The 22,037-nt window shown below is 42.0% G+C and carries 21 protein-coding genes and 4 tRNA genes; 14 read left to right on the top strand and 11 right to left on the bottom strand.

What is annotated here, in order from left to right:
* Positions 1-321: 321 nt before the first annotated feature.
* The 3 genes from WC958_01725 to WC958_01715 form a co-directional block, all read right to left on the bottom strand.
* Positions 322-1,140: a hypothetical protein gene (locus tag WC958_01725; protein MFA5628971.1), complete on the bottom strand. Its 819-nt coding sequence runs from the start codon at positions 1,138-1,140 to the stop codon at positions 322-324.
* Positions 1,141-1,251: 111 nt separating this feature from the next.
* Positions 1,252-1,323, bottom strand: a tRNA-Ile gene (locus WC958_01720).
* Between the two features lie 52 nt (positions 1,324-1,375).
* Positions 1,376-1,450: transfer RNA gene (locus WC958_01715), tRNA-Gly, on the bottom strand.
* Positions 1,451-1,602: 152 nt separating this feature from the next.
* Between WC958_01715 and WC958_01710 the strand changes: the two genes are divergently transcribed.
* From WC958_01710 to WC958_01700, 3 genes are all read left to right on the top strand, one after another.
* On the top strand, positions 1,603-2,694 hold the full coding sequence (locus WC958_01710; GenBank protein ID MFA5628970.1) for a trypsin-like peptidase domain-containing protein: 1,092 nt from the start codon (positions 1,603-1,605) through the stop codon (positions 2,692-2,694).
* 115 nt (positions 2,695-2,809) lie between these two features.
* Complete coding sequence (locus WC958_01705; protein MFA5628969.1) at positions 2,810-3,211, top strand: zinc-ribbon domain-containing protein; 402 nt, start codon at positions 2,810-2,812, stop codon at positions 3,209-3,211.
* Complete coding sequence (locus WC958_01700) at positions 3,208-3,867, top strand: YggS family pyridoxal phosphate-dependent enzyme (protein MFA5628968.1); 660 nt, start codon at positions 3,208-3,210, stop codon at positions 3,865-3,867. Before WC958_01705 ends, WC958_01700 begins: the two co-directional genes overlap by 4 nt.
* On the opposite strand, the gene WC958_01695 is transcribed toward WC958_01700, so the two are convergent.
* Positions 3,868-4,524 (bottom strand): MtnX-like HAD-IB family phosphatase, encoded by a 657-nt coding sequence (locus WC958_01695; GenBank protein MFA5628967.1) that lies wholly within the window; start codon positions 4,522-4,524, stop codon positions 3,868-3,870.
* Between the two features lie 29 nt (positions 4,525-4,553).
* On the bottom strand, positions 4,554-5,036 hold the full coding sequence (gene def / locus WC958_01690) for a peptide deformylase (protein ID MFA5628966.1): 483 nt from the start codon (positions 5,034-5,036) through the stop codon (positions 4,554-4,556).
* A gap of 144 nt (positions 5,037-5,180) precedes the next feature.
* On the opposite strand from def, the gene WC958_01685 reads away from it, so the two are divergent.
* Positions 5,181-5,257: transfer RNA gene (locus tag WC958_01685), tRNA-Pro, on the top strand.
* On the opposite strand, the gene WC958_01680 is transcribed toward WC958_01685, so the two are convergent.
* The 3 genes from WC958_01680 to WC958_01670 all read right to left on the bottom strand — a co-directional run bounded on the left by WC958_01680 (position 5,220) and on the right by WC958_01670 (position 7,042).
* On the bottom strand, positions 5,220-5,834 hold the full coding sequence (locus WC958_01680; GenBank protein ID MFA5628965.1) for a GNAT family N-acetyltransferase: 615 nt from the start codon (positions 5,832-5,834) through the stop codon (positions 5,220-5,222). The genes WC958_01685 and WC958_01680 overlap by 38 nt on opposite strands.
* 89 nt (positions 5,835-5,923) lie before the next feature.
* Positions 5,924-6,625, bottom strand: a complete 702-nt coding sequence (locus WC958_01675) for a hypothetical protein (GenBank protein MFA5628964.1) — start codon at positions 6,623-6,625, stop codon at positions 5,924-5,926.
* A 63-nt stretch (positions 6,626-6,688) separates the two neighbouring features.
* Positions 6,689-7,042, bottom strand: a complete 354-nt coding sequence (locus WC958_01670) for a TraR/DksA C4-type zinc finger protein (protein ID MFA5628963.1) — start codon at positions 7,040-7,042, stop codon at positions 6,689-6,691.
* Positions 7,043-7,617: 575 nt separating this feature from the next.
* Here WC958_01670 and WC958_01665 point away from each other — a divergent pair.
* The 9 genes from WC958_01665 (at position 7,618) to WC958_01625 (ending at position 15,873) form a co-directional block, all read left to right on the top strand.
* Positions 7,618-8,208 carry a hypothetical protein gene (locus WC958_01665; protein MFA5628962.1) on the top strand — a complete coding sequence of 197 codons (591 nt, stop codon included), beginning with the start codon at positions 7,618-7,620 and terminating at the stop codon, positions 8,206-8,208.
* A 118-nt stretch (positions 8,209-8,326) separates the two neighbouring features.
* A tRNA-Glu gene (locus WC958_01660) sits at positions 8,327-8,403 on the top strand.
* Positions 8,404-8,578: 175 nt separating this feature from the next.
* Positions 8,579-9,718, top strand: coding sequence for a DNA-processing protein DprA (dprA, locus tag WC958_01655; GenBank protein MFA5628961.1), 1,140 nt, complete (start codon positions 8,579-8,581; stop codon positions 9,716-9,718).
* Complete coding sequence (gene topA / locus WC958_01650; GenBank protein ID MFA5628960.1) at positions 9,719-11,821, top strand: type I DNA topoisomerase; 2,103 nt, start codon at positions 9,719-9,721, stop codon at positions 11,819-11,821.
* Positions 11,822-11,826: 5 nt separating this feature from the next.
* Positions 11,827-12,789, top strand: a complete 963-nt coding sequence (gene xerA, locus WC958_01645) for a site-specific tyrosine recombinase/integron integrase (protein MFA5628959.1) — start codon at positions 11,827-11,829, stop codon at positions 12,787-12,789.
* Positions 12,764-13,834 (top strand): aminopeptidase P family protein, encoded by a 1,071-nt coding sequence (locus tag WC958_01640; protein MFA5628958.1) that lies wholly within the window; start codon positions 12,764-12,766, stop codon positions 13,832-13,834. The genes xerA and WC958_01640 overlap by 26 nt, the downstream gene beginning before the upstream one ends.
* 16 nt (positions 13,835-13,850) lie before the next feature.
* Complete coding sequence (gene efp / locus WC958_01635; protein MFA5628957.1) at positions 13,851-14,408, top strand: elongation factor P; 558 nt, start codon at positions 13,851-13,853, stop codon at positions 14,406-14,408.
* A 3-nt stretch (positions 14,409-14,411) separates the two neighbouring features.
* The gene (locus WC958_01630; protein ID MFA5628956.1) at positions 14,412-15,059 is read left to right on the top strand and encodes a PHP-associated domain-containing protein; all 648 of its coding nucleotides are present in this window, start codon (positions 14,412-14,414) and stop codon (positions 15,057-15,059) included.
* A 1-nt stretch (position 15,060) separates the two neighbouring features.
* Positions 15,061-15,873: a formyltransferase family protein gene (locus tag WC958_01625; GenBank protein MFA5628955.1), complete on the top strand. Its 813-nt coding sequence runs from the start codon at positions 15,061-15,063 to the stop codon at positions 15,871-15,873.
* A 310-nt stretch (positions 15,874-16,183) separates the two neighbouring features.
* Here the strand turns inward: WC958_01625 and WC958_01620 are convergent, their stop codons facing one another.
* The 3 genes from WC958_01620 to aspS are packed head-to-tail and all read right to left on the bottom strand — an operon-like array spanning position 16,184 to position 19,947.
* Positions 16,184-16,795, bottom strand: a complete 612-nt coding sequence (locus tag WC958_01620; protein MFA5628954.1) for an ATP-dependent Clp protease proteolytic subunit — start codon at positions 16,793-16,795, stop codon at positions 16,184-16,186.
* 25 nt (positions 16,796-16,820) lie between these two features.
* A complete protein-coding gene (gene tig / locus WC958_01615; protein ID MFA5628953.1) occupies positions 16,821-18,122 on the bottom strand; it encodes a trigger factor in 1,302 nt (433 codons plus the stop codon).
* Positions 18,123-18,141: 19 nt separating this feature from the next.
* Complete coding sequence (gene aspS / locus WC958_01610; GenBank protein ID MFA5628952.1) at positions 18,142-19,947, bottom strand: aspartate--tRNA ligase; 1,806 nt, start codon at positions 19,945-19,947, stop codon at positions 18,142-18,144.
* Between the two features lie 308 nt (positions 19,948-20,255).
* Between aspS and WC958_01605 the strand changes: the two genes are divergently transcribed.
* The gene (locus tag WC958_01605; GenBank protein ID MFA5628951.1) at positions 20,256-22,037 is read left to right on the top strand and encodes a formate--tetrahydrofolate ligase; all 1,782 of its coding nucleotides are present in this window, start codon (positions 20,256-20,258) and stop codon (positions 22,035-22,037) included.

Below are 22,037 nucleotides of genomic sequence, written 5' to 3'. Positions count from 1 at the left end.
ATCCGACTTAATCAGAAAAGAGGATGTTTCAGGAATGACTCGTATATTATGTAAACAATACGGTTACGTTTGTGCAAAATACTTCGCACAATATATATTATGTAATATCGAACGGAAATAGTATGGAATATCAATCCAGCCACTACATATCGTACCCATTAAATTATCAACCGTTTTTTTAGTTACATCAAAGATATCACAATTAATGCATCAATAAATAAAAAGCTCCCAAGCCGTTAAGCCCGGGAGCCAAATTTAAAAAAATATCTGAGCAAAATTATTATTAAAAGTATCGGCCGGAAATATCAAGCCCCCAAAGCATTAATCAAATTCAACCAAAACACAGTCCGCTAACCGCATTGCAATTAATGAGCCCGTGTAATTTCCCTGTACGGTAACGTATTGACCCTTTTCCAACTCTTTTAATTTGTTGGCGTATTTTTTATCGAACATACATTGAACACTTTTAGGAAGATTCAAAGAATCATCGCTAAGGCGGATATAGTTAACGGCAAGTACTTCTTTTATATCAATAGAAACAACGTAGCCTGATAATCTAATCGTTTTGTTAATAAACTTTGCGGTGGCTGCCGTGTAATCATCGGCATACTCGCTTAATAAATCACTAACCGTTATTTCGATATCCGGGGATGCCGTCGGTGGCTCAGGTTCGGTTTGGGGTGGTTCTTCGAAAACTTCTTCTTGTTCCGCTTCTTCCTCACAAATAACAATCTCTTCTTCATCCACCGAATCTTCCGGAAGATCTTGTAAACTCTCATTGGTTTCTTCATCTGCAACGGTTATATCTGCCGTAATCGGCGCTTCATCTATATCTTCATCTAAAGCTTCACATACTTCGTCTTCGTCCTCATCATCTTTGGTTCCAGAAGGATTTTCGTCCGGATCGTTATCGTCATATGCATCTTTAATATCGAACACCTGAGGCACGCTATCCATCATTTCCGTAAAATTATCGGCTTCACTGCAATCGGAGGATATTGGTGATTCATCTTCGATTAAAGGCTGAGCTCCGTACAGTCTTTCTTCTCTGATTTGACCAAAAGTTTTTTCAATGAGCTTAAAATTGGGAGAAACCAGCGGATAACCGCATAAATAACAGGCCCAATCTTGGGTTCTCATTGTTTCTCTGAAGCAATTTGGGCATCTCGGCATTTTACACCTCTAAAATAATCTATTACGGTATATTAAAAACAGCAGATGTTATGAAATCAAAGAAGGATATTACAGAAGTGGGCTCGGTAGGTTTCGAACCTACGACCAATCGGTTATGAGCCGACCGCTCTACCCCTGAGCTACGAGCCCCTAGTTTATCAACAAAGTTTAACATTTAACACACGGCAGTACAAAATAATAATGGAGCGGGAGACGGGATTCGAACCCGCGACCACCTGCTTGGAAGGCAGGTACTCTACCGCTGAGTTACTCCCGCATTATATTATGTTAAATTGATAACCTGCCCTATTAAAAACAATATACATTATAACTTGTGGACTCTTTTCATTCAACTTATTTATAGAGTACAATACGATGACAACGTATCAGACGATATCAAAATCCTTCTAATTTTAAATGGAGACTGAAATGAACAAATGGAAATCGACTGCAATAATTGTACTGCTTTTTATTTTAACTGCCGGTATCGTGGCTAACGGTGTGTTTTACTATCAAATGCACAATAATTTTAATACTGCCAACACACAAATCGAAGCGCTTAACGGGAATGTTGCATCCTTAAACGGGAGCGTTTCCGTTATAGAAGGAAACTTGTCGGGGGTTAGTAACAATGTTTCCGCTATCAGCGGGAGTGTGTCGAACCTAAATAACACTATGTCTTCTCTTGAAAGTGATATGTCCGGTATACAAAATGATGTATCCGGAGTTCAGGGGCAGTTAAGCGGTGTAAACAGTGACCTTTCCGTAATTAAGGGCGATATTAACGGATTAAACAGCGATTATGCTTCTTTACAAGATAACTTTGCCGGAGTTGAAGATAGTGTCGCCGGGATATCGGCGGATGTTGACGGCCTTAAAGATCGTATCGATTCTGCTGAAGCCAACATCGTAGATTGGGCGAAAATTGCAGCCGATATCGAACCTTCAATGGTGATACTAACTGCTAACGGTTATACCGGTTCCGGGGTTATTATTACTGCCGACGGCTGGATTGTTACTGCGCGCCACGTTGTAGAGGACGCCAATGTTAATGATCTTGATATTACCCTTACCAACGGAACGAAATATGTATGCGATGCAATAAATCTCTATAACAATATTGATATTGCGCTGGTTAAAATAAAGTCGATCAAAAAGGATTTTCGCTTTGCGGCCATAGGCTCCTCTGCTGACCTTGAGGTTGGCGAACAGGTTATGGCGGTGGGGAATGCGCTTGCATTAGGGAACCCGCTTAGCCACAGCGTAGGCATTGTTTCCGCTTTCCGTACAGCAATTAGCGACGGAAACGATTATATTCAGACAGATACGACAATTAACGGCGGAAACAGCGGTGGTCCTTTAGTTAATGCTAAAGGCGAAGTAGTCGGGATTGTTTCATGGAAATATGTGGGATACAGGGACGATGACGGATATTTCTTTGATCAAATATTCGAAGGAATGGGCTTTGCGGTTCCCATTGATGAAATATTCCCTCTGCCAGGTGGAATTATAATTCGCTAAAAAACGGTTAAAAGTCGCATTCAGAGCAATTTTATCTTGGTGTTTAGAAGCATAAAACTTTATAAACACTCCGCTTTCTGTTATCCTTTTTAGAGGTCTTTATTTCGGAGATACGATGGTTTTTCTGTTTGGAAAAAAGGATTATTATGACCCTCTGGGTTACATCAATATGATGTGCCCCAAATGTGAGGAGCAGCGCATCTTTGCGGTTAAGCAAGAACGAAAAAGATTAACCGTTTATTTTGTTCCTACCTTTCAATTTTCCTCCCGGCAGGTTGTGGTGTGTGAGCACTGCGGTGAGACATTGCAGGTTGATGACGAATTAAAAAAGAAAGTTGCCCAAAACATGATAAGCCGCGAACAATTGGAAACATTGCTTAGACGCGGTGAGCTTGACCATTTGCTGGGGATTGCACCAAGCCGTGCTAAACGAACTGCCAAAATAGTTTGCGAAAATTGCGGCAGTAGAAACGATAAAGGAATGAGGTTTTGTCCGCAATGCGGAAACAAATTATGACAATCAAACAAAATGTTAATGAGATATTGGGTGAGTTAATGCCCGGTGTGCAACTGGTTGCCGCAGCAAAAACAAAAACAATATCGGAAGTGCTTGAGGCAATTGAGGCCGGAGTTACAATAATCGGTGAAAATTATCTGCAAGAGGCCGAGGCTAAACAAAAGGTAATTGGTAATCGTGTGAAATGGCATTTTATCGGGTATTTACAAAGCAATAAAGTAAAAAAAGCGGCTGCCCTTTTTGATATGATTGAAACAATTGATTCGATTGAAATTGCGTCGCTCCTTAATAAAAGATGTGCCGAAATCAATAAAGTAATGCCGGTGTTGGTTGAAATTAACAGCGCTGCAGAACCCCAAAAAGCGGGGGTTTTACCCGAAGATGCAATCGGCTTAATTCAAGAAATAGCCAAACTTGATAATATTAAAGTTGTGGGGCTAATGACAATGGGGCCATGGTCGGTTACAGCCGAAGAACTACGCCCCTATTTTGCTAAAACTAAAGAATTATTTGAAGAAATAGCCGCACTAAACATTCAAAATGTTGAAATGAAATATCTGTCAATGGGAATGACCGATTCATACAAAGTCGCAATGCAGGAAGGCGCTAATATTGTCAGAATCGGCAGTAAAATATTCGGTGCCAGAACAAACTAGCTAATCTATCTGTTTCAGCCCCTTTATGATGTCATCCAGCGTTTCAAACGGGAAACAATCCATCCCCGATTCTCTGCACAGTGAAAGCATCGGTTCTGTGGCAAAGGTATGGTGTGCCAGTTTGGCCGCCGGAACATCGGATGCCCCGTTACCGATACTGATAACCCGCCAACCTTCTCCTAAAAACTTATTGGCATAGGTTGTTTTGAATCCGTCTTGAACCTCATTCCCGTCCGGACCGATATAACGCGCCTCAATTCCGTTATTGTTAAAGGTTGCTTGGGCGGCATATATTTCAAAATCTTCAATGCCGATATTTTTAAGCAATGTTTTGATGTAAAACGTCATTCCGTTACTGATTATCGTAAAACGGAAATTGCGCGAATTGCAGTAATCCAATAACTCTTTAAAATTCGGCCTTAATTTGGCCTTTTCGCTTACAAAATTGACTAATGTCTTTTCCGTTTGCTTAACCATCCTAAAAGCGAGTGTGTTAAACTTGCCTACCGAAATTTGGCCGCTTTTATATTGCTCAAGCAGTGCGCGCCAGTCGCCTTCGGCAAAAGTATCCAATATTAAAAAACTGATATCTTCTTCGGTTAATGTGCCGTCAAAATCACATTGAATCAAGGTTTTCGTGTTTGAGGGATATTGCATATGTGGTTATCCTTTACTGCAGGCTTTTTCTAGGCGTCTTCGGGTTCGATTTTGTAAAGTTTCCCGTCTTCTTCTATTCGATCGGTATAAATAATACCGTCTAAGTGATCCGTTTCATGTTCGATTGCCTGTGACAAAAGCCCGCTTGCTTTAATTTTTATTTTTTCGCCTTTAATATTTAATCCTTTGGCGACAATCGAAATCGATCTAAGAACTTCACCCTGATAACCGGGAACGCTAAGGCATCCTTCCGTTAGTTCTACCTCACCCTTCCTTTTGGTTATTTCGGGATTGATTATACAAAAAGGTTCTTCGTCAGGCATTTGAAGCACAATAATGCGCAGCGAAACGCCAACTTGAGGGGCTGCTAATCCTACCCCATCGGATTCCTGCATCGTCAAAACCATATCTTCAACCAGTTGAACGATTGATTCATCTACCGCGGGAACCCTGTTTGCCTTTCGCCGAAGAACCGGATCGGGCACAACCCGTATTTCTCTTAATTTTGCCATAACGTTACTCTTTTTATGTAAGGCTTGATTATATGCCTCTTTATAATATTAACATACAATATTAAATACTTCTAACTTTTGGGTAATAAAGTGCGATGCAATTTGCGACTAAGGCTCAGTTGTGTTAGTATATTCTAGCTGTGTCGGGGTGTAGCGCAGCCAGGTAGCGCACCTGAATGGGGTTCAGGTGGTCGGAGGTTCGAATCCTCTCACCCCGACCATTCTGTTTGTCGGGAAAGAGACATGTTGCATACTCGTTCTCATCATGATTCTAACCTCAAAACCGCATTTTTTCAGGAAGTTCACTATTTCGTAATTTTCAATTAAAGTAAACCCTTCAAATGTGGTAATACCGTTCTCATAAGCAATTTGTGCCAAAGTTTTCATTATCTCGGCGCCGATGCCTCTTTTTTGAAACTTGTCGTCAACAACAATGGCAAACTCGGCATGGTTGGTATTATTGATGCGGGCATAACGACCGACGGCTATTATTTTAGAGCTGTCTGCGGTTTCCAGCTCCGCTACCAAGGCAAAAGAGTTGGTGTAATCGATATTACAAAACGGTTGAGCGTCGTTGGCGGTAACGTCTTTAATCATACGGTGGAAACGGTAATACTTGCTGTAGTGGCTGAGACCGTTCACAAATACAACCCAGGCTTCGGTGTCGTTGGGATTAATCGGTCTGATTTTTAGTGTTAAACCGTCGTCGTTAAAGAAACGGGGTTCAAAGGAAACAATGCGGTGTTCATTCTGTTCTGTTTGTGCGTTTTCTGCTGCAATGAAATCACACCTCACCATTGTTACCCTCCTAACTAATTATCTGATATTTGAGGACGTTGATTCAAGTACCTATGCGCCATTTTCAAGTATTTCATTTAAATTTTAGTTTACGCAGCATTTTTGATATTCTTTTTACTGCCGCCGGTCCTTCTCCTTGCTTCAAAAGAACGTGATTCCTTTAACATTTTTCTGAAGTTTCGTGTCCGTTTACAATATTTACAAATACCGAAATCGGAGGAATCAAGGATCCAATGATGCGTGCATTTATCCAGCCTCATTAACGCCAGTGAATTCTTTGTTTTTTCCAATACGAATTTGCCGGTGCTGCCGGTTTTGTTTTTAATAATTTTAGAAGATACGGTCGTATCGCAATTATAGACAACAACCTTGGCTTTTTGAGAGAGATGGCGCTCCCAACCGTTGAATATTTCGCTGACATTATCAAAGTCACAAGCCAAATTGATGCATAAAAGCCCGATTTTTTCTTTCCATCTTCTGACGGTTTCTTCGGAATCGATATAAGAAAAATCGACTATTTCTGATAAATCTTCATTAATAACTTCCGGCTCGGCTTCCTCGTCTGCGGTTTCTTTAATGCTAAACCGTGAACCCATATTATAAAATTTACAGCCTTTGCCTTCTTGAACCCCTTCCGCTAACCATTGCGTGGAGTTTTTTTGATAATCCCCTATTTCAATTATAACTTCGTCTTTGGCAACTTTTTTGGCTAACCCAAATAAAAATTGACATTCGTTATCTTTTAAAAAAAATTCCTCATCACTTTCAATCAACTTTTTTCCGTTCTTCACTTCCAAAACACTCCCTTCAAAACTATTTTTATACTGCTGGCAATCCTATTCGAATTGGTTTATTTAACGGCTTGAATCATTACAACACTTAATACATAAATTGGCATACGGCAATATTGCCATGCGTGCGGGGTTAATGCTTTTGCCGCAAATATCGCATATCCCGTATGAGCCCTCGTCTATCTTGCTTAAAGCCCGTTCTATTAGCTCTAAATTGGTTTGCTTTTGCATTCCGAGCGCTAAATTCTTTTCAAATTCGGTGGCGGCATCCGCAATTTCCGTTCTTTCTCTGGCAAGGCTGCCGTCGAAACGCTTGTTTCCGGAGCCTTGGGCTGATTTCAGTAGCTTGAGCTCACGTAAAAACAACTTCTTTTTTTTGGCTAAATTATAGCTTGCGGTTTTTCCTTCTTCCTTCATTTCGTAGCTCCTGTTTTTATTGGGTATGGAAAACCCACTAATGCAGTCAACATGGTTTGCGTAACGTGCAATCGGAAAAGAAGCACTTAGCATGGGATTAGCGGAAAAACGCGACCGGATAATACTAAAGGTAGGCGGTGCCCTATCCTTGCCAATAGAGTACAGCTTATTTAAACAGCCTTCCGCTAAATGTAAACAATGAGGAAAAACGCAATAATACGAGCTAGAAAGAGTATGATTAAAAAATTATGCGACAAAATGCTTACTAATACTATTGTACCAGACTGGACAACTATGAGCAAACATCAAAAACCGATTCCTTTGTGTTTGCGGATATTTGTGCTCGTATTGATGCTTAAAGCTGGGTTTTTTATGCTTTTAACTCTCTTTTACTGTGTAAACCTTATTATCAAACGGGGCGGAACGCAGGTTTTGGAATTGATAATCAATTTGCGGGTGGTTTGAAGGCGCGAAGGCTAACATATTGTTCTTTTATCCCTTTATTATTACAGAATTGTTATCAAAGAATGTTATAATGGCAGGGTTATTATTAACCGTGAAACGATGGGGTAAAGATGAAAAGGGCATGGAAACTGGTATCTCTAATTATAGCCGGGTATGTATTGCTGGTTTTGCTGTTTTTAGCTGCTTCAAGTAGCGTTTTTTTTCATACTCAAAAACTAAAGGCCGATTCAACCGTCTACATAAATCAGGAAACGGATCGCTTTGAATACTATTTCCACATTCATAATAACGATAAATCAATCATAATCGATTTTGATTCCGAAAAAATAGCCGATAACCTATCGCATATTACCGTTAATATTCACCCCAAAGATAACCATCGCATATCTTCGTTAAGGATGAATTTTGAAAATATTAACCCCGGTGAAGCCTTTCTTTACGACGACCCTGCCGATAATTACGTCAATCTTTTTAATCGTGAAGTTACTTATCGCGATGACGGGGTTGCCATTAATTACCCTGATTTAAGCAGCAACTTTAACCAAGTCATTAAACTAGAATACTGGATTGACACCTCGGAGCTGGACTTATCAAACGAAAAAATTGTGATGTCGTTTTCTATGTATATGCATGAAAACAGTTTGCTTAAAATCTGGCGTTATTATGGTTTATCGGGTGTTCAATTGGATGTCAAAAACTAACATATTTGTTATGTTAACTATCCCCTGCCCCGCTATTTTACAAGCAGAAGATTTTGACAAAACAGCCTTGATATAATAAGCTATTATGTTCGGCGTAAAACACGCGTGATTGGTGCGTGGCGCATTCGTCTAGCGGCCTAGGACACCGCCCTCTCAAGGCGGAGATCACGGGTTCGAATCCCGTATGCGCTACCAATGTAAATAACGGCCTCCAAGTTTAAACTCAGAGGCTTTAGTTTTTTCTCTTCGTTTGTCTTTGGTATCTAACAATTAAATCCAATCAACACTCCAAATTATCCCTATCAAATGATGTTTTACTTCGCACTTCATTTTTCACTATTGATTATGATTGTGCTAGAATGTAACCGCTTTGACTATCAAGAATGAAAAAAACAAATATTGGATTGGTTTTAATCTGATTTCAGGCATCGGCAGGGTCAAATTTAACAAGATTGAGAGTTATTTTGGCGATATCGAGAAAGCGTGGAATGCCGCTGCCGATGAGCTTAAAAAAGCAGGGTTAGACGAGGGTTCCGTTAAGTCTATCATTAAATCCAGGCCGACTATCGACCTTGATGCCGAGCTTGCAAAACTTGAAAAATATAACATAAAAGCTTTTAATTACCACGATAATGAGTACCCTGCCCGCTTAAAAGAAATCTATGACTTTCCGCCTTTAATTTATATTAGAGGTGATATACTGCAGGAAGATGAATACTGTTTAGCGGTTGTCGGAACGCGGAACCCCACTATTTACGGCAGGCAAATAACCGAAGAGATAGTATCCGCTCTTGCCGGAAATAAAATAACGATTGTTAGCGGACTGGCAAAAGGAATTGATACCATTACGCACCAATCCGCATTAAATGCCAACGGCAGAACTATTGCGGTGATGGGAGGCGGGCTTGACAGTGTTTATCCGGCAGAAAACGCCAACCTTGCACGGCAGGTAATTAAAAACGGTGCAATGGTAAGCGAATATGCCCCCGGAACCAAGCCCAGGCCGGAAAACTTTCCGCGTCGTAATCGGATAATGAGCGGTTTGTGTTTGGGGGTTTTGGTAATAGAAGCCGGCGAAACCAGCGGTTCGCTAATAACGGCTAACCTGGCATTTGAGCAAAACCGTGAGGTATTTGCTGTTCCCGGAAGCGTTCTGTCCCCTGCCAGCTCGGGAACAAACAAATTGATTATGGAAAATACGGCTAAGCTTGTGCGTAATGTTGAGGATATTTTGCAAGAACTTAATTTGACTGCGGTTGCGGAACAAATTGAGGTAAAAGAACTTATCCCGGCGTCGGACACGGAAGCCCTGATTTTAAAACAATTAGGGGCGGAACCCAAACATATTGACGAAGTTTGCCGTAACAGTGCTTTGCCGATTTCGGTTACCAGCAGTACCCTGGCGATGATGGAGTTAAAAGGGATGGTAAAACAGGTCGGGGCAATGAATTATGCTTTATGCCGTGAAGTGCGTGAAAATAAAGAATTTTATAAGATAGAGATTAACTAGATGGAAAAAAAACTTGTAATAGTGGAATCGCCGGCTAAGGCGAAAACCCTTTCGAAAATTTTGGGTAAAAATTACACCATTAAGGCTTCTTTGGGGCATATCCGGGATTTACCGAAAAGCAGCTTAGGCGTTGATGTTGAGAATAATTTTGAACCCAAATATGTTGTATCCAGAGATAAAAATAAAACCGTAAAAGAACTGAGGGATGCCGCTAAGACGGCTTCTACCGTATATCTGGCGACTGACCCCGACCGCGAGGGTGAGGCGATTGCTTGGCATCTTGTCGAGGCTATAAAACAGAAAGACGTTAAATACCGCCGTGTTACTTTCCATGAGATTACCCAAGAGGCGATTACCGACGCTTTTAAAACCCCGCGCGATATTGATATTCAACTTGTTAATGCGCAGCAAACGCGCAGGATTTTAGATCGGCTGGTAGGCTATAAACTAAGCCCCCTCCTGTGGCGAAAAGTGCGTAAAGGACTGTCGGCAGGAAGAGTCCAATCCGTTGCCGTAAAGATTGTAGCCGATCGCGAACGTGAAATTGAACAATTTGTTCCCGTTGAGTATTGGACCATCGAAGCGGAATTACAGAAAAATTCTGCTAAAAAAGATGGCTCATTTAAGGCGATGCTTATTAAAACAGCCGATAACGCCAAGGCGGAAATCAAAAACTCCGACCAAGCGATGACAATCAAATCGGAATTGGAAAAAGCGGATTACAGTGTCGGTAAGGTGACTGTAAAAAATGTGCAACGCCAACCGGCGCCCCCGTTTATTACCAGTACGTTACAACAGGAAGCCTGGCGGCGTTTCCGATTTACGGCAAAAATGACGATGGTAACCGCCCAACAGCTTTATGAAGGTTTGACAATCGGCAATGAGGGCAGTGTCGGTTTGATTACTTATATGAGAACCGATTCCACACATGTAGCCCCTTCCGCCCTAGCGGAAGTAAGGAATTATATTTCGGAAAAATACGGGGCTGAATACTTGCCTGCTCATGCACGTTCCTTTTCCCGTAAAGTAAAGGGAGCCCAAGAAGCCCACGAGGCCATTCGCCCCACTAAGGTGTGGCGTACGCCCGATTCCGTTAAACAGTATCTCACTGCTACGCAATATAAAATATACAATCTGATATGGCAAAGGATGGTTGCAAGCCAAATGGCGGCAGCTTCTTTTGAAAATACATCGGTTGATATTAACGCTAAAAATAATCTTTCCAAAAATAAGTATCTTTTCAGGGCAACCGGCTCAGTAAACATCTTTCCCGGTTTTATAACCCTTTACAGTGAAAAGAAAGACGATAACGAAGAGGAAGAGACATCAAAGCTGCCGAAAATGGAAAAGGGAGAGGAATTAAAACTCTTAGACCTCTCGGAAAAACAGCACTTTACCAAGCCGCCGTCACGTTATACGGAAGCGACCTTAATTAAAATGCTTGAACAATGGGGTATTGGGCGCCCAAGTACCTATGCGCCTATTTTATCTACCATTCAGGACCGTGAATATGTCACCAAGCCGGGCGGCAGCTTTAAACCGACGGAATTGGGATTTATTGTTAACGATTTGTTGTTCCAACACTTCCCCAATATTGTTAATATCGACTTTACGGCACATCTTGAAAACGATCTTGATAAGATTGCCAACGGCGATATAGACTGGGTGGGGGTAGTCAGGGAGTTTTACGGGCCGTTTAATGAGGACTTGCAAAAAGCCGGCGAGGATATCGAAAGGGTTAAGCTGGCAGACGAAGAAACCGATGAAAAATGCCCGCTCTGTGAAAAGTCGGTTGTGATTAAAGTCGGTCGTTTCGGTAAGTTTTTGGCCTGCAGCGGTTACCCGGAATGTAAATACACCAGTTCGTTTAAGATTAAAACGGGCGCCAAGTGCCCCGAATGCGGCGAGGATATTATTGAAAAACGCAGTAAAAAGAAAAGAACCTTTTACGGCTGCAGCGGATATCCGAAATGTAACTTTGCAATCAATACAAAGCCCTTACCCGAGCCCTGCCCTGAGTGCGGCGGCTTAATGACCGTATACAGAGGCAAAACGGGTAAGTGCACCAAATGCGATTATAAAAATAAACTCCGGCAGGACTAAAACCGATGCAGGAAGTTTTTAACAAATATGTCGACTATTTAGTCGCCGAGCGTAATGTGTCTCCCTACACCGTGCGTAACTACACCGGCGATTTGGTCGGTAATACCAAGCGCGGCTCGGCTAAAGGGTTTTTCCAATTTTTACGCATGAAGGAGATCAAAACCCTCGATAAGGCCGATAAATGGGTATTGCGTGAATATATGGCTTATTTAGCGAGTGAAGGGGTTGCTAAATCCAGTATCGCCCGTAAACTTTCCGCTATCCGTTCCTTTTATCGCTATTTATCAAGAGAAAAAATATTGGATGTAAATCCTCTTGAACATTCTGTTTCTCCCAAGCTGGATAAGCGTTTGCCCGAATTTTTGACGATTGAGGAAATTGTTAAACTGTTGCAAACGCCCGATTTATCGACCCCGCAAGGCTTGCGAGACAGGGCTTTAATAGAACTGATTTACGCTTCCGGGTTAAGGGTGAGCGAGTTAGTCGGTTTGGATATCGATAACGTTGATATTGAAGGTAGGCAAATACGGGTTTGGGGGAAAGGCTCTCGTGAACGCATTGCTTTAATGGGAGAATATGCCGTTAATGCGATTGAAAACTATCTTAGCGACGGCAGGCCGAAATTAGGGGTTCAAAAAGAGAAAAAAGCCGTAGCCCTTTTTTTAAACCGCGACGGAACAAGAATTACCGAACGCATGGTGCAAATGCTGATTCGTAAATATGCGGAATTGGCTGGTATCGAAAAGAATGTTCACCCGCATATGCTGCGTCACACCTTTGCTACCCATATGCTTAACGGCGGGGCCGACTTAAGGGTTGTCCAAGAACTACTGGGGCATTCCAACCTATCAACAACTCAGATTTATACCCATGTTTCTTACAGTCAGGCGCGAAAAGTTTATCTTGTGGCTCATCCGATGGCCAAAATTGAAGAGGAAACCGATGCAGACAGAAAAGAGAATATCTAAACTCAGGGAAATCCTAAAGGAGAAAAATTTAGATGCCGTTCTAATATCCCAACCCCAAAACAGATATTATCTTTCCGGTTTTAGCGGCTCAGCCGGATATCTTTTGATAACTCAAAATAATACTGTTTTAGCGACTGATTTTCGTTATGTCGAGCAAGTAAAGGAACAGTCTCCGCTCTACACCCTATTCCAAATTACGGATGGCATTGATAAATGGTTCCCCGAAATTACCGGCGGGCTTAATATCAAAACATTGGGGTTTGAGCCCGGAGATATAACAATTGAAAAATTCCAGAACTTTTCATCGGCGATTCAAAAAAGCGGAATTGAACTGGATATGATTCCCTTGCCGGGGGCTGTTGAAAAAATAAGGGCTGTTAAGGATGCCGCCGAGATTGTTTGCATCGAGCAAGCCGTTAAAATTGCCGATAAAGCCTTTGAACACCTTGAAAGCATTATTTGCCCGGGGATGACCGAACTTGATGTTGCTTGGGAGCTTGAGAAGGCGTTACGAGAGGCCGGCAGCGAGACAGTTCCTTTTGAAATAATTGTTGGTTCAGGGCCGAATGCGGCGCTTCCGCATGCCTACCCGACTGAGCGCCGAATCAAAGCAAAGGAGCCGATAGTAATCGATTTTGGCGCAAAATACAAGGGCTATTGCAGTGATTGCACCAGAACGTTATGTCTTGGTGGAGCCGATAATACTTTTAATGAAATATACAAAATTGTATTGGAAGCGCAATTACATGCCATTGCAAATATCGCCGAAGGCACAACGGGTGCCGAGGCCGATTATTTTGCCAGAAGCATTATCGATAAAGCGGGGCATGGGGCGGCTTTCGGCCACAGTTTAGGGCACGGAATCGGCCTTGTGGCTCATGAAAAACCTGCCCTCCATCGGACATCCGCGGATATTTTGACCGAAAATATGGTCTTTACAATTGAGCCGGGGATTTACATACCGGGGTGGGGCGGCGTGCGGATAGAGGATACAGTTGTACTAAAAAATGGTAAAATGAATGTCATTTCAGGGTTAAGTAAATAATTAAGCGAGGAATTTCATGTTAAGCGGTTCGGAATTAAGAAAAGGCGTTGTTATTGTATTAAACGACAAATTATATCAAGTTATCGATTACAAGCATATAAAAATGAAAAGAACAGCCTTGGCACATGTCAAACTTCGCGATATAGTTGCCGGTCATACTATTGAACAAAGTTTTCAGTCCGATGATAAATTTGTAAGAGCAAACCTTGATATGCGTAAAATGCAATACCTTTACAGCGACGAAGGTTTGTATTATTTGATGGATACGGAAACCTTTGACCAAATTACCGTTAACGAAGATAAATTAACGGATTCTATCCCTTATCTAAAAGAAGGGATGCAAGTGGAGGTATCCCTCTATAAAGATGAGATATTGGATATTTCTATTCCGATTACCGTTGATTTGGAGATAATTGAAACCGAACCCGGGTTTAAAGGGGATACCGCAACCGGCGGAAATAAACCGGCAAAACTGGAAACCGGTACTATGATTCAGGTTCCGCTTTTTATTGAAATCGGAGATATCGTTAAGGTTGATACCAGGTCGGGGGCGTATCTGGAGAGGAGAAGCTAAGCGGTGCTTAAAGCCGATCTCCATATCCATACCTGCTATTCGGATGATTCCGATAATTCTTTGGATGATATTATTAACCGATGCCTGAAAATCGGCATTAATTGTTTGGCTGTTTGTGATCACGGTACAATTGAAGGGGCCGTTAAATTGCAAAAAATAGCACCGTTTAAAATTATAGTGGCCGAAGAAATATTAACCCCTAACGGTGAGATAATGGGTATGTTTTTGCAGGAAACGATTCCATCGGGGATGACCCCGCAAGAAACAATTAAAAGAATCAGAGAGCAAGGCGGGTTGGTGTGCATTCCTCATCCGTTTGATAAATTCCGCTCTTCCGCTTTGCAAATGGAAACCCTTGAGTTAATTAAAGAAGAGATTGATATAATCGAGGTCTTAAACGGGAGGATGGCTCCTTTTCAAAATCGTGACAAGGGAAGGTTATTTGCAGAAGAGAACGGGTTTAGACAAAGCGCGGGCAGCGATGCCCATTCAATCCCTGAGATTGGGGCTTGTTTTGTTGAAATGCCCGATTTTAACGGCAAAGAAGATTTTTTGAATGCCTTAGACGGCGCAAAAATAAAGGGGTATTATTCGAATCCGCTGGTAAAACTTGTTAGTTTAAAAAACAAATTAAAGAAACGGTTTGTGTAAAATGTATAAATTCGGGTGGTTTTCCACAGGCAGAGGCAAGGGTTCAAGGGAACTTTTTAAGGTTGCTTTGGATAATATTAAGAGCGGCAAAATAGAAAACGCCTCTATTTCCTATGTTTTTTGCAGCCGTGAGCCGAATGAATCGTCTGAAACCGATCTTTTTATCGAACTTGTAAAAGGTAGCGGGGTTCCGCTGGTATGCTTTTCTTACCAAAAATTTAAAGGGGATCGGCCTGACGAGGTTGCCGGAGAACCGTTATCCGAATGGCGGCTTGAATATGACCGTCATGTTATGGATTTATTAAAGGGTTTTGATTGTAACCTTTGTATCCTTGCCGGTTACATGCTTATTGTCGGCAAAGAAATGTGTGAAAAGTATAACATGCTCAACTTGCACCCGGCGGCACCGGGCGGCCCGAAAGGTACGTGGGGCGAAGTTATCTGGCAACTTATTGATGCCAAAGCCCAAGAAACCGGGGTTATGATGCATTTGGTGACCCCTGAGCTTGATGAGGGGCCGATAGTCAGTTACTGCAAATTCCCGATTGTCGGGGGAGAATTTGATTCTTATTGGCAGGCTGTGGACGGGCTTTCTGCGGAGGATATAAAAAGAAGCAAAGGGACGGAAAACGAACTTTTTAAAGCTATACGCCGCCAAGGAGTACGAAGAGAGTTACCGCTTATTACAACAACAATGGCTGCTTTCAGCTCGGGCAAGGTTTTTATTGCCAACGGGCAAGTCTTTGATAACAGCGGCAATATCATTAACGGGTATAACCTCACCGAAGAGATTGAAAAAATGCTGGAAGATTAACTTTTATTCTTTTTTTAATCAATCCTCATTTATTCTCCCCAATGTTATCGATGTGAACTTTGAACTATCGATGTGCGCTAAAAAACACAGCAGCACAATTGTCAGCATGTGTCACTATAGATTCAATAATCTCGATTTTTTCTTTCGGGTGTAACAAATCCTAAAACGGAAACTTAACAAAACAGTTTGTTCAAATCAAACCCCTGTTTTCCTGTACTTGGGAAGTCAGTCTATTCTCTCTCACAAACAAAAACCGGCAAGGTACTAATACCCTGCCGGTCGCTGTGATGTTTAGCAAATAAAAATTATATTATTTCTTGTCTTCTTCCGGTTTCTTTAGTATTTCATCAATTAAACCGTATTCGACGGCCTGAGTAGCGTTCAGATAGAAGTCACGGTCTGAATCGTGAATAATTTTTTCCATGGGTTGCCCGGTATTAGCGGTTAAAATACCTCTAATCAATTCTTGGAGCCTCATAATTTCGCGGGCGGCAATTTCGATATCGGAAGCCTGTCCCTGCGCACCGCCGAGGGCTTGGTGCATATGTATGGTTGAGTTGGGAAGCGCAAATCTTTTACCTTTAGTACCGGCGCTTAACAGTACGGTAGCCATACTGGCCGCCATACCAAGACAAATTGTCGATACATCGGGTTTGATTAAATTCATCGTGTCGTAGATAGCCAGCCCCGAAGAAATCACCCCGCCCGGAGAATTAATAAACAGCTGGATGTCTTTATCAGGGTCTTCCCTTTCCAAAAAGAGAAGCTGGGCAATAATAATATTGGCAATTTGATCGTTTATAGGGCTACCCAATATGATAATACGTTCCTTTAACAGTAAAGAATAAATATCATAAGCCCTCTCCCCTCTTGCACCGCTTTCAATCACCATGGGTATTACATTCATCGGATTTCCGTTCATTTTAGTACACTCCTTGTTTATAAAATTAGTCTTTGGGCGTGGTATTGGCTTTAACAGTATCTATCAAATACTTTACGGTTTTCCTGCTATGCAACATACCTTCCACTTCTTTGCGCCCGGATGCACCCTGTAAATATTTTTCCAAATCTTCTTTCCTAGGTCCGGCATTTGCTAATGTTTTTTCAATTTCTGCGTCTATTTCTTCTTCCGAAACGGTAATATCTTCTTGTTTTGCCACTTCGGTTACCGCAAGCGCCCACTCAACTCTCTTTTGAGCCAGAGGTCTGCCGTTTTTCCTTAATTCGGCTTCCGGAGTCTGTTTCATTCTTTCTTCAAATTCTTTTTCATCTCGGCAGGACGCTTGTAATTGCCATTTATAATCCTGAATCAGGTTTTGCAATTCCATTTCCACCATTGCAGGCGGATATTCCAAGCTACTGATTTCAATTAACTTGTTAATAACCTTTTCTTCGTAATTGGCTTCGGCGTTACGTTCTTTTTCGCTTTTTAAATTATTTTTGATTTTTTCTTTTAAAGCGTCGAAGGATTCAAACTCGGAAGAGATTTTTTTGGCAAATTCATCGTTAAGTTCCGGTAATTTCATCCCGCGAACTTCCTTAACGGTAACGGTGAAATCAGCTTCTTTACCGGCTGCCACTTTTGTTCCGAAATCCTCCGGAAGGGTAAGTTTAAATTTGGATTCCTCTCCCTTTTTCATTCCGATTATTTTTTCGGTCAGCCCGGGGATATCCTTAGCAAAGTCATCATCCATTACAAATTGAGAGCCCTGCATTCTAATAATTGGCGATTCGTAAACTTCACCGATAATGTCGGCCGTTACGCTATCTCCCTGTTTAATCGGCTCATCCGAAATTTCGTAGCTTTCGCCGTATTGTTTGCGCAGCCTATCCAGAATATCGTTAATTTCTTCGTCTTCGACTTCCGTTGATTCGGGGATTACAACCATATTTTTGTAATCGCCAAGCTCAATTGTCGGCTTCAAAGCGGCCGTCATTTCAAATTTTAAAGGTTCATTTTCCAATATTTTAACCATCGGCTGCATAATGGCTTCCAAGCCGTGTTCTTCTAAGGCTTCGAAGCAAATATCCGGTATCGCTTCATCAATGGCATCTGCCAAGAGCTTTTCTTTTCCAACGTGTTTTTCTAAAATGTCTCTCGGCGCATTACCTTTGCGAAAACCGGGGACCTCTGTCCTTTTAACTAACCGTTGATAGGCTTTATCCATGTATTTTTCAAGGTCTGCCGGTTCGGTCTCAACGGTTAGATAACCCGTATGGTTTTCAATTTTATCCAGTGTTGACTTCATTATTACCCCTTTATATTATTTATTCTTCTGCCTTTTTATCCACTAACTTAATATGCAATATATCAATATCCTCTCGGCTTACTACGTCGGGAGCATTAAAGCACAAATCATAAGCATTCTGGTTTTTGGGGAAAGGAATTACCTCTCTGATTGTGTTTTCTCCGGATAGAAGCATCAAAACACGATCAACACCGATGGCAATTCCGCCGTGCGGCGGAGCCCCGTAACTGAAGGCTTCCAGTAAATGTCCGAAAAGTCGATTAACTGATTCGTCCGAATGTCCCATAATATTGAAGACTTTTCGCTGCAGTTCGGGATTATGGATTCTGATACTGCCCCCGCCGATTTCGTACCCGTTTAATATTATATCATAGCTTTGGCTAAATACATTGCCGGGGTCCGATTCCAAAATCGGTAAATCTTTATCCTTGGGAGCCGTAAACGGATGATGCATTGCCTCCCAACGATTTGTTTTGTCGTCCTTGGTAAACAAAGGGAAATTAACAATAAAACAAAACGCAAACAAATCGGGGTCAGCCAGTTTTAGGCGTGTGCCCATTTCAGAGCGCATTCTGCCAAGCACATCGCTTACGGTGGCATTATCTCCTGCGGCAATCATTAGCATATCGCCGGGGACGGCTTCAAGCCTCTTTGCAATGCTTTTTATCTCTTCCAAGGTAAGGAATTTGGCTATTTGTGATTTTACCGAATCAGAAGTCAGTTCATCAATACTTGGGGCTGAAGCGTCCAGCATAATGGTGGCCAGACCTTTTGCTCCAAAACTTTGAGCCAGTTCGTTTAGTTCATTAATCTGGGCGCGTGAATAACCGGCGCAACCCGGAGCGCTTATCCCCTTAACCTTACCGCCGGTGGCAACCGCTGAGCTAAAAACACCAAACTCGGAATTGGCAACGATATCCGAAATATCTTTTATTTCCATCCTGAAGCGGATATCCGGTTTATCTGATCCGTAACGTTCCATCGCGTCGGCGTAATCTATGCGCGGAAATGGTTTAATAAAACGTTTTTGAGGTTTTATCTCTTCCATTATTTTAATGAAGAGGTCTTCGATTAATTGCATAACGTCGTCCTCTTCAACAAAACTCATTTCAATATCAAGCTGAGTAAACTCGGGTTGCCTGTCCGCACGTGTATCCTCATCACGGAAGCATTTGGCAATCTGGAAATACTTTTCGACACCTGCCACCATTAAAAGCTGTTTTAATTGTTGAGGGGATTGCGGCAAGGCGTAAAATTTACCCGGATAGACGCGGCTGGGAACAAGATAATCGCGGGCGCCTTCGGGGGTTCTTTTAATCAGAATCGGGGTTTCTATTTCCAAAAATCCCCTGTTATCCATAAAATCGCGCATCATTTTGGTAACGCGATGGCGTAAAACGATATTGTTTTTCATTCGTTCACGCCTGATATCCAGATAGCGATATTTTAAACGCAAGTTTTCATCGATATCGATATCTTCGTTGATATAGAAAGGGGGCGTTTTGGAAGGATTCAGAATCTTAACGCTATCGGCCAAGATTTCAATTTCACCGGTTGGCAAATTCGGATTTATTGTTCCTTCCGGTCGCAAAGAAACCTGTCCCGTTATTTGAATTACATATTCGTTTCTTAGTGAGTTGGCAATATCATGGCACTCTTTAGAGTTTTCGGGGTTAAAAACGATTTGTACCATTCCCTCTCTGTCTCTAAGGTCGATAAAAATTAAGCCGCCGTGGTCACGGCGACGATCTACCCAGCCACTAAGGGTTACTGTTTGTTGATTGTTATTCCGGTTAAGCTCTCCGCAACTATGACTCTTAAGCAAACTTTTTCTCCCTAAACCTAAAAATATACAACTTACGTAAAGCTAATTATAACTCAGCATTGTATGTTTATTCAAACGAAACGCCTGCTGTTATAAAGTAATTTGAGTCTTAATAATCTTAGCGCTTTTCAATTTCCGCACTTTTAATTTGTGATTGCATCCGATGTTTTGTTAACTGCTCTGTAATTTAGATAATTATAATGTTATGTAAATAAATATTCCTTTATATCCCCGAATAAATGTATAATTAAGCGATAACCGTTTAATTATGATTAACTGACTTAAAAAGAGGAGCGGAAGGCATTAAGATGGCAAAGTTTGATTTTTCATCCCTTGACCCTACTAAACTAAAAGACTGGGAAATAGCGGAAAAAGCAGAAGAAAATATGTTACCGATTGCTTCTCTTGCCGAAAATTGGGGCATTCGTAAAGAAGAACTTCTTCCTTACGGACATTATATCGGGAAGGTTGATTTTGCTCCGCTTTTAGAACGTTTAAAAAACAGGCCGAACGGAAAATACATTGATGTTACCGCCATAACCCCTACCCCGCTCGGGGAAGGGAAAAGCACCACCACAATGGGGTTGGTGCAGGGCCTTGCGAAAAGAAACAAAAATGTATCGGGCGCCATCAGACAGCCTTCGGGGGGGCCTACTTTTAATATTAAAGGCAGTGCTGCCGGCGGCGGGCTTTCTCAATGCATTCCGTTAACCCCGTTTTCACTGGGTCTTACCGGTGATATTGATAATGTAACTAACGCCCATAACTTGGCAATGGTGGCGCTTACTTCAAGGCTGCAGCATGAGTTTAATTACAATGATGAAACTCTGGCTAAAAGAAACTTAAAACGCCTTGATATCGACCCGCGTAACGTCCAAATGAAATGGGTTATCGATTTTTGCGCCCAGTCTTTACGCGATATAGTCATCGGGATTGGCGATAAAACGGACGGTTTTATGATGCGTTCCGGTTTTGCAATCTCGGTTAGTTCCGAGGTGATGGCAATCCTTTCTGTTTTTACGAGCTTAAAAGACCTGCGCGAGCGCATCTCAAAAATAGTTGTAGCTTACGATAAACAAGGTAACCCCGTAACAACTAAAGACCTTGAAGTTGACGGGGCGATGACGGCTTGGATGGTAAGAGCCGCAAATCCCAACTTACTGCAAACAATTGAAGGACAGCCGGTGATGGTCCATGCCGGACCTTTTGCCAATATTGCGGTGGGCCAATCATCCATTGTTGCCGATCAGGTGGCATTAAAACTTTCCGATTATCATGTTACCGAAAGCGGTTTTGGAGCGGATATCGGTTTTGAAAAATTTTGGAATATCAAATGCAGGCTTAGCGGCCTTGTTCCTAATTGCGCGGTTATTGTTGCCACCGTTCGAGCCCTTAAAATGCATGGCGGCGGCCCCAAGGTTGAACCCGGGAAACCGTTGGATTCCGCTTATACCGAAGAAAATGTCGGCTTGGTTGAAAAGGGCTGCGAGAACCTTGTTGCCCATATTGAAACCGTTAAAAAGGCGGGGATAAATCCTGTTGTCTGTATTAACGGTTTTTATACGGATACCAAAGCCGAAATTGAAATCGTAAAAAGGATTGCCGGTCAAACCGGAGCCAGAGTTGCCCTTTCAGAGCACTGGTTAAAGGGCGGCGCGGGCGCTTTAGAGCTTGCCGATGCGGTTATTGAGGCTTGTGAAGAAAAAGTTGATTTCAAACTGCTTTACGATGATAACACCTCAATAAAGCAAAGAATTGATATTATCGCCAAAGAGGTTTACGGTGCCGATGGCGTAAGCTACTCATCCGAAGCAAATGCCAAAATTGAAAGACTTGAAAAAGATCCAAACATTAACAAAATGGCGACTTGTATGGTTAAAACGCACTTAAGCCTGACCCACGACCCTGCAATTAAAGGGCGTCCCAAAGGGTGGACTTTGCCTATAAGAGATGTATTGACTTACAATGGAGCGGGCTTTGTTGTTCCGGTGGCCGGAGATATTAAATTGATGCCCGGAACCGGTTCCGACCCTGCTTACCGCCGTATTGACGTTGATGTTGAAAGCGGAAAAATAAAAGGACTCTTTTAA

This window comes from Dehalococcoidales bacterium (genome assembly GCA_041656115.1).
GTDB lineage: Bacteria > Chloroflexota > Dehalococcoidia > Dehalococcoidales > UBA5627 > UBA5627.
This window is presented reverse-complemented; position numbering and strand designations above follow the sequence as displayed.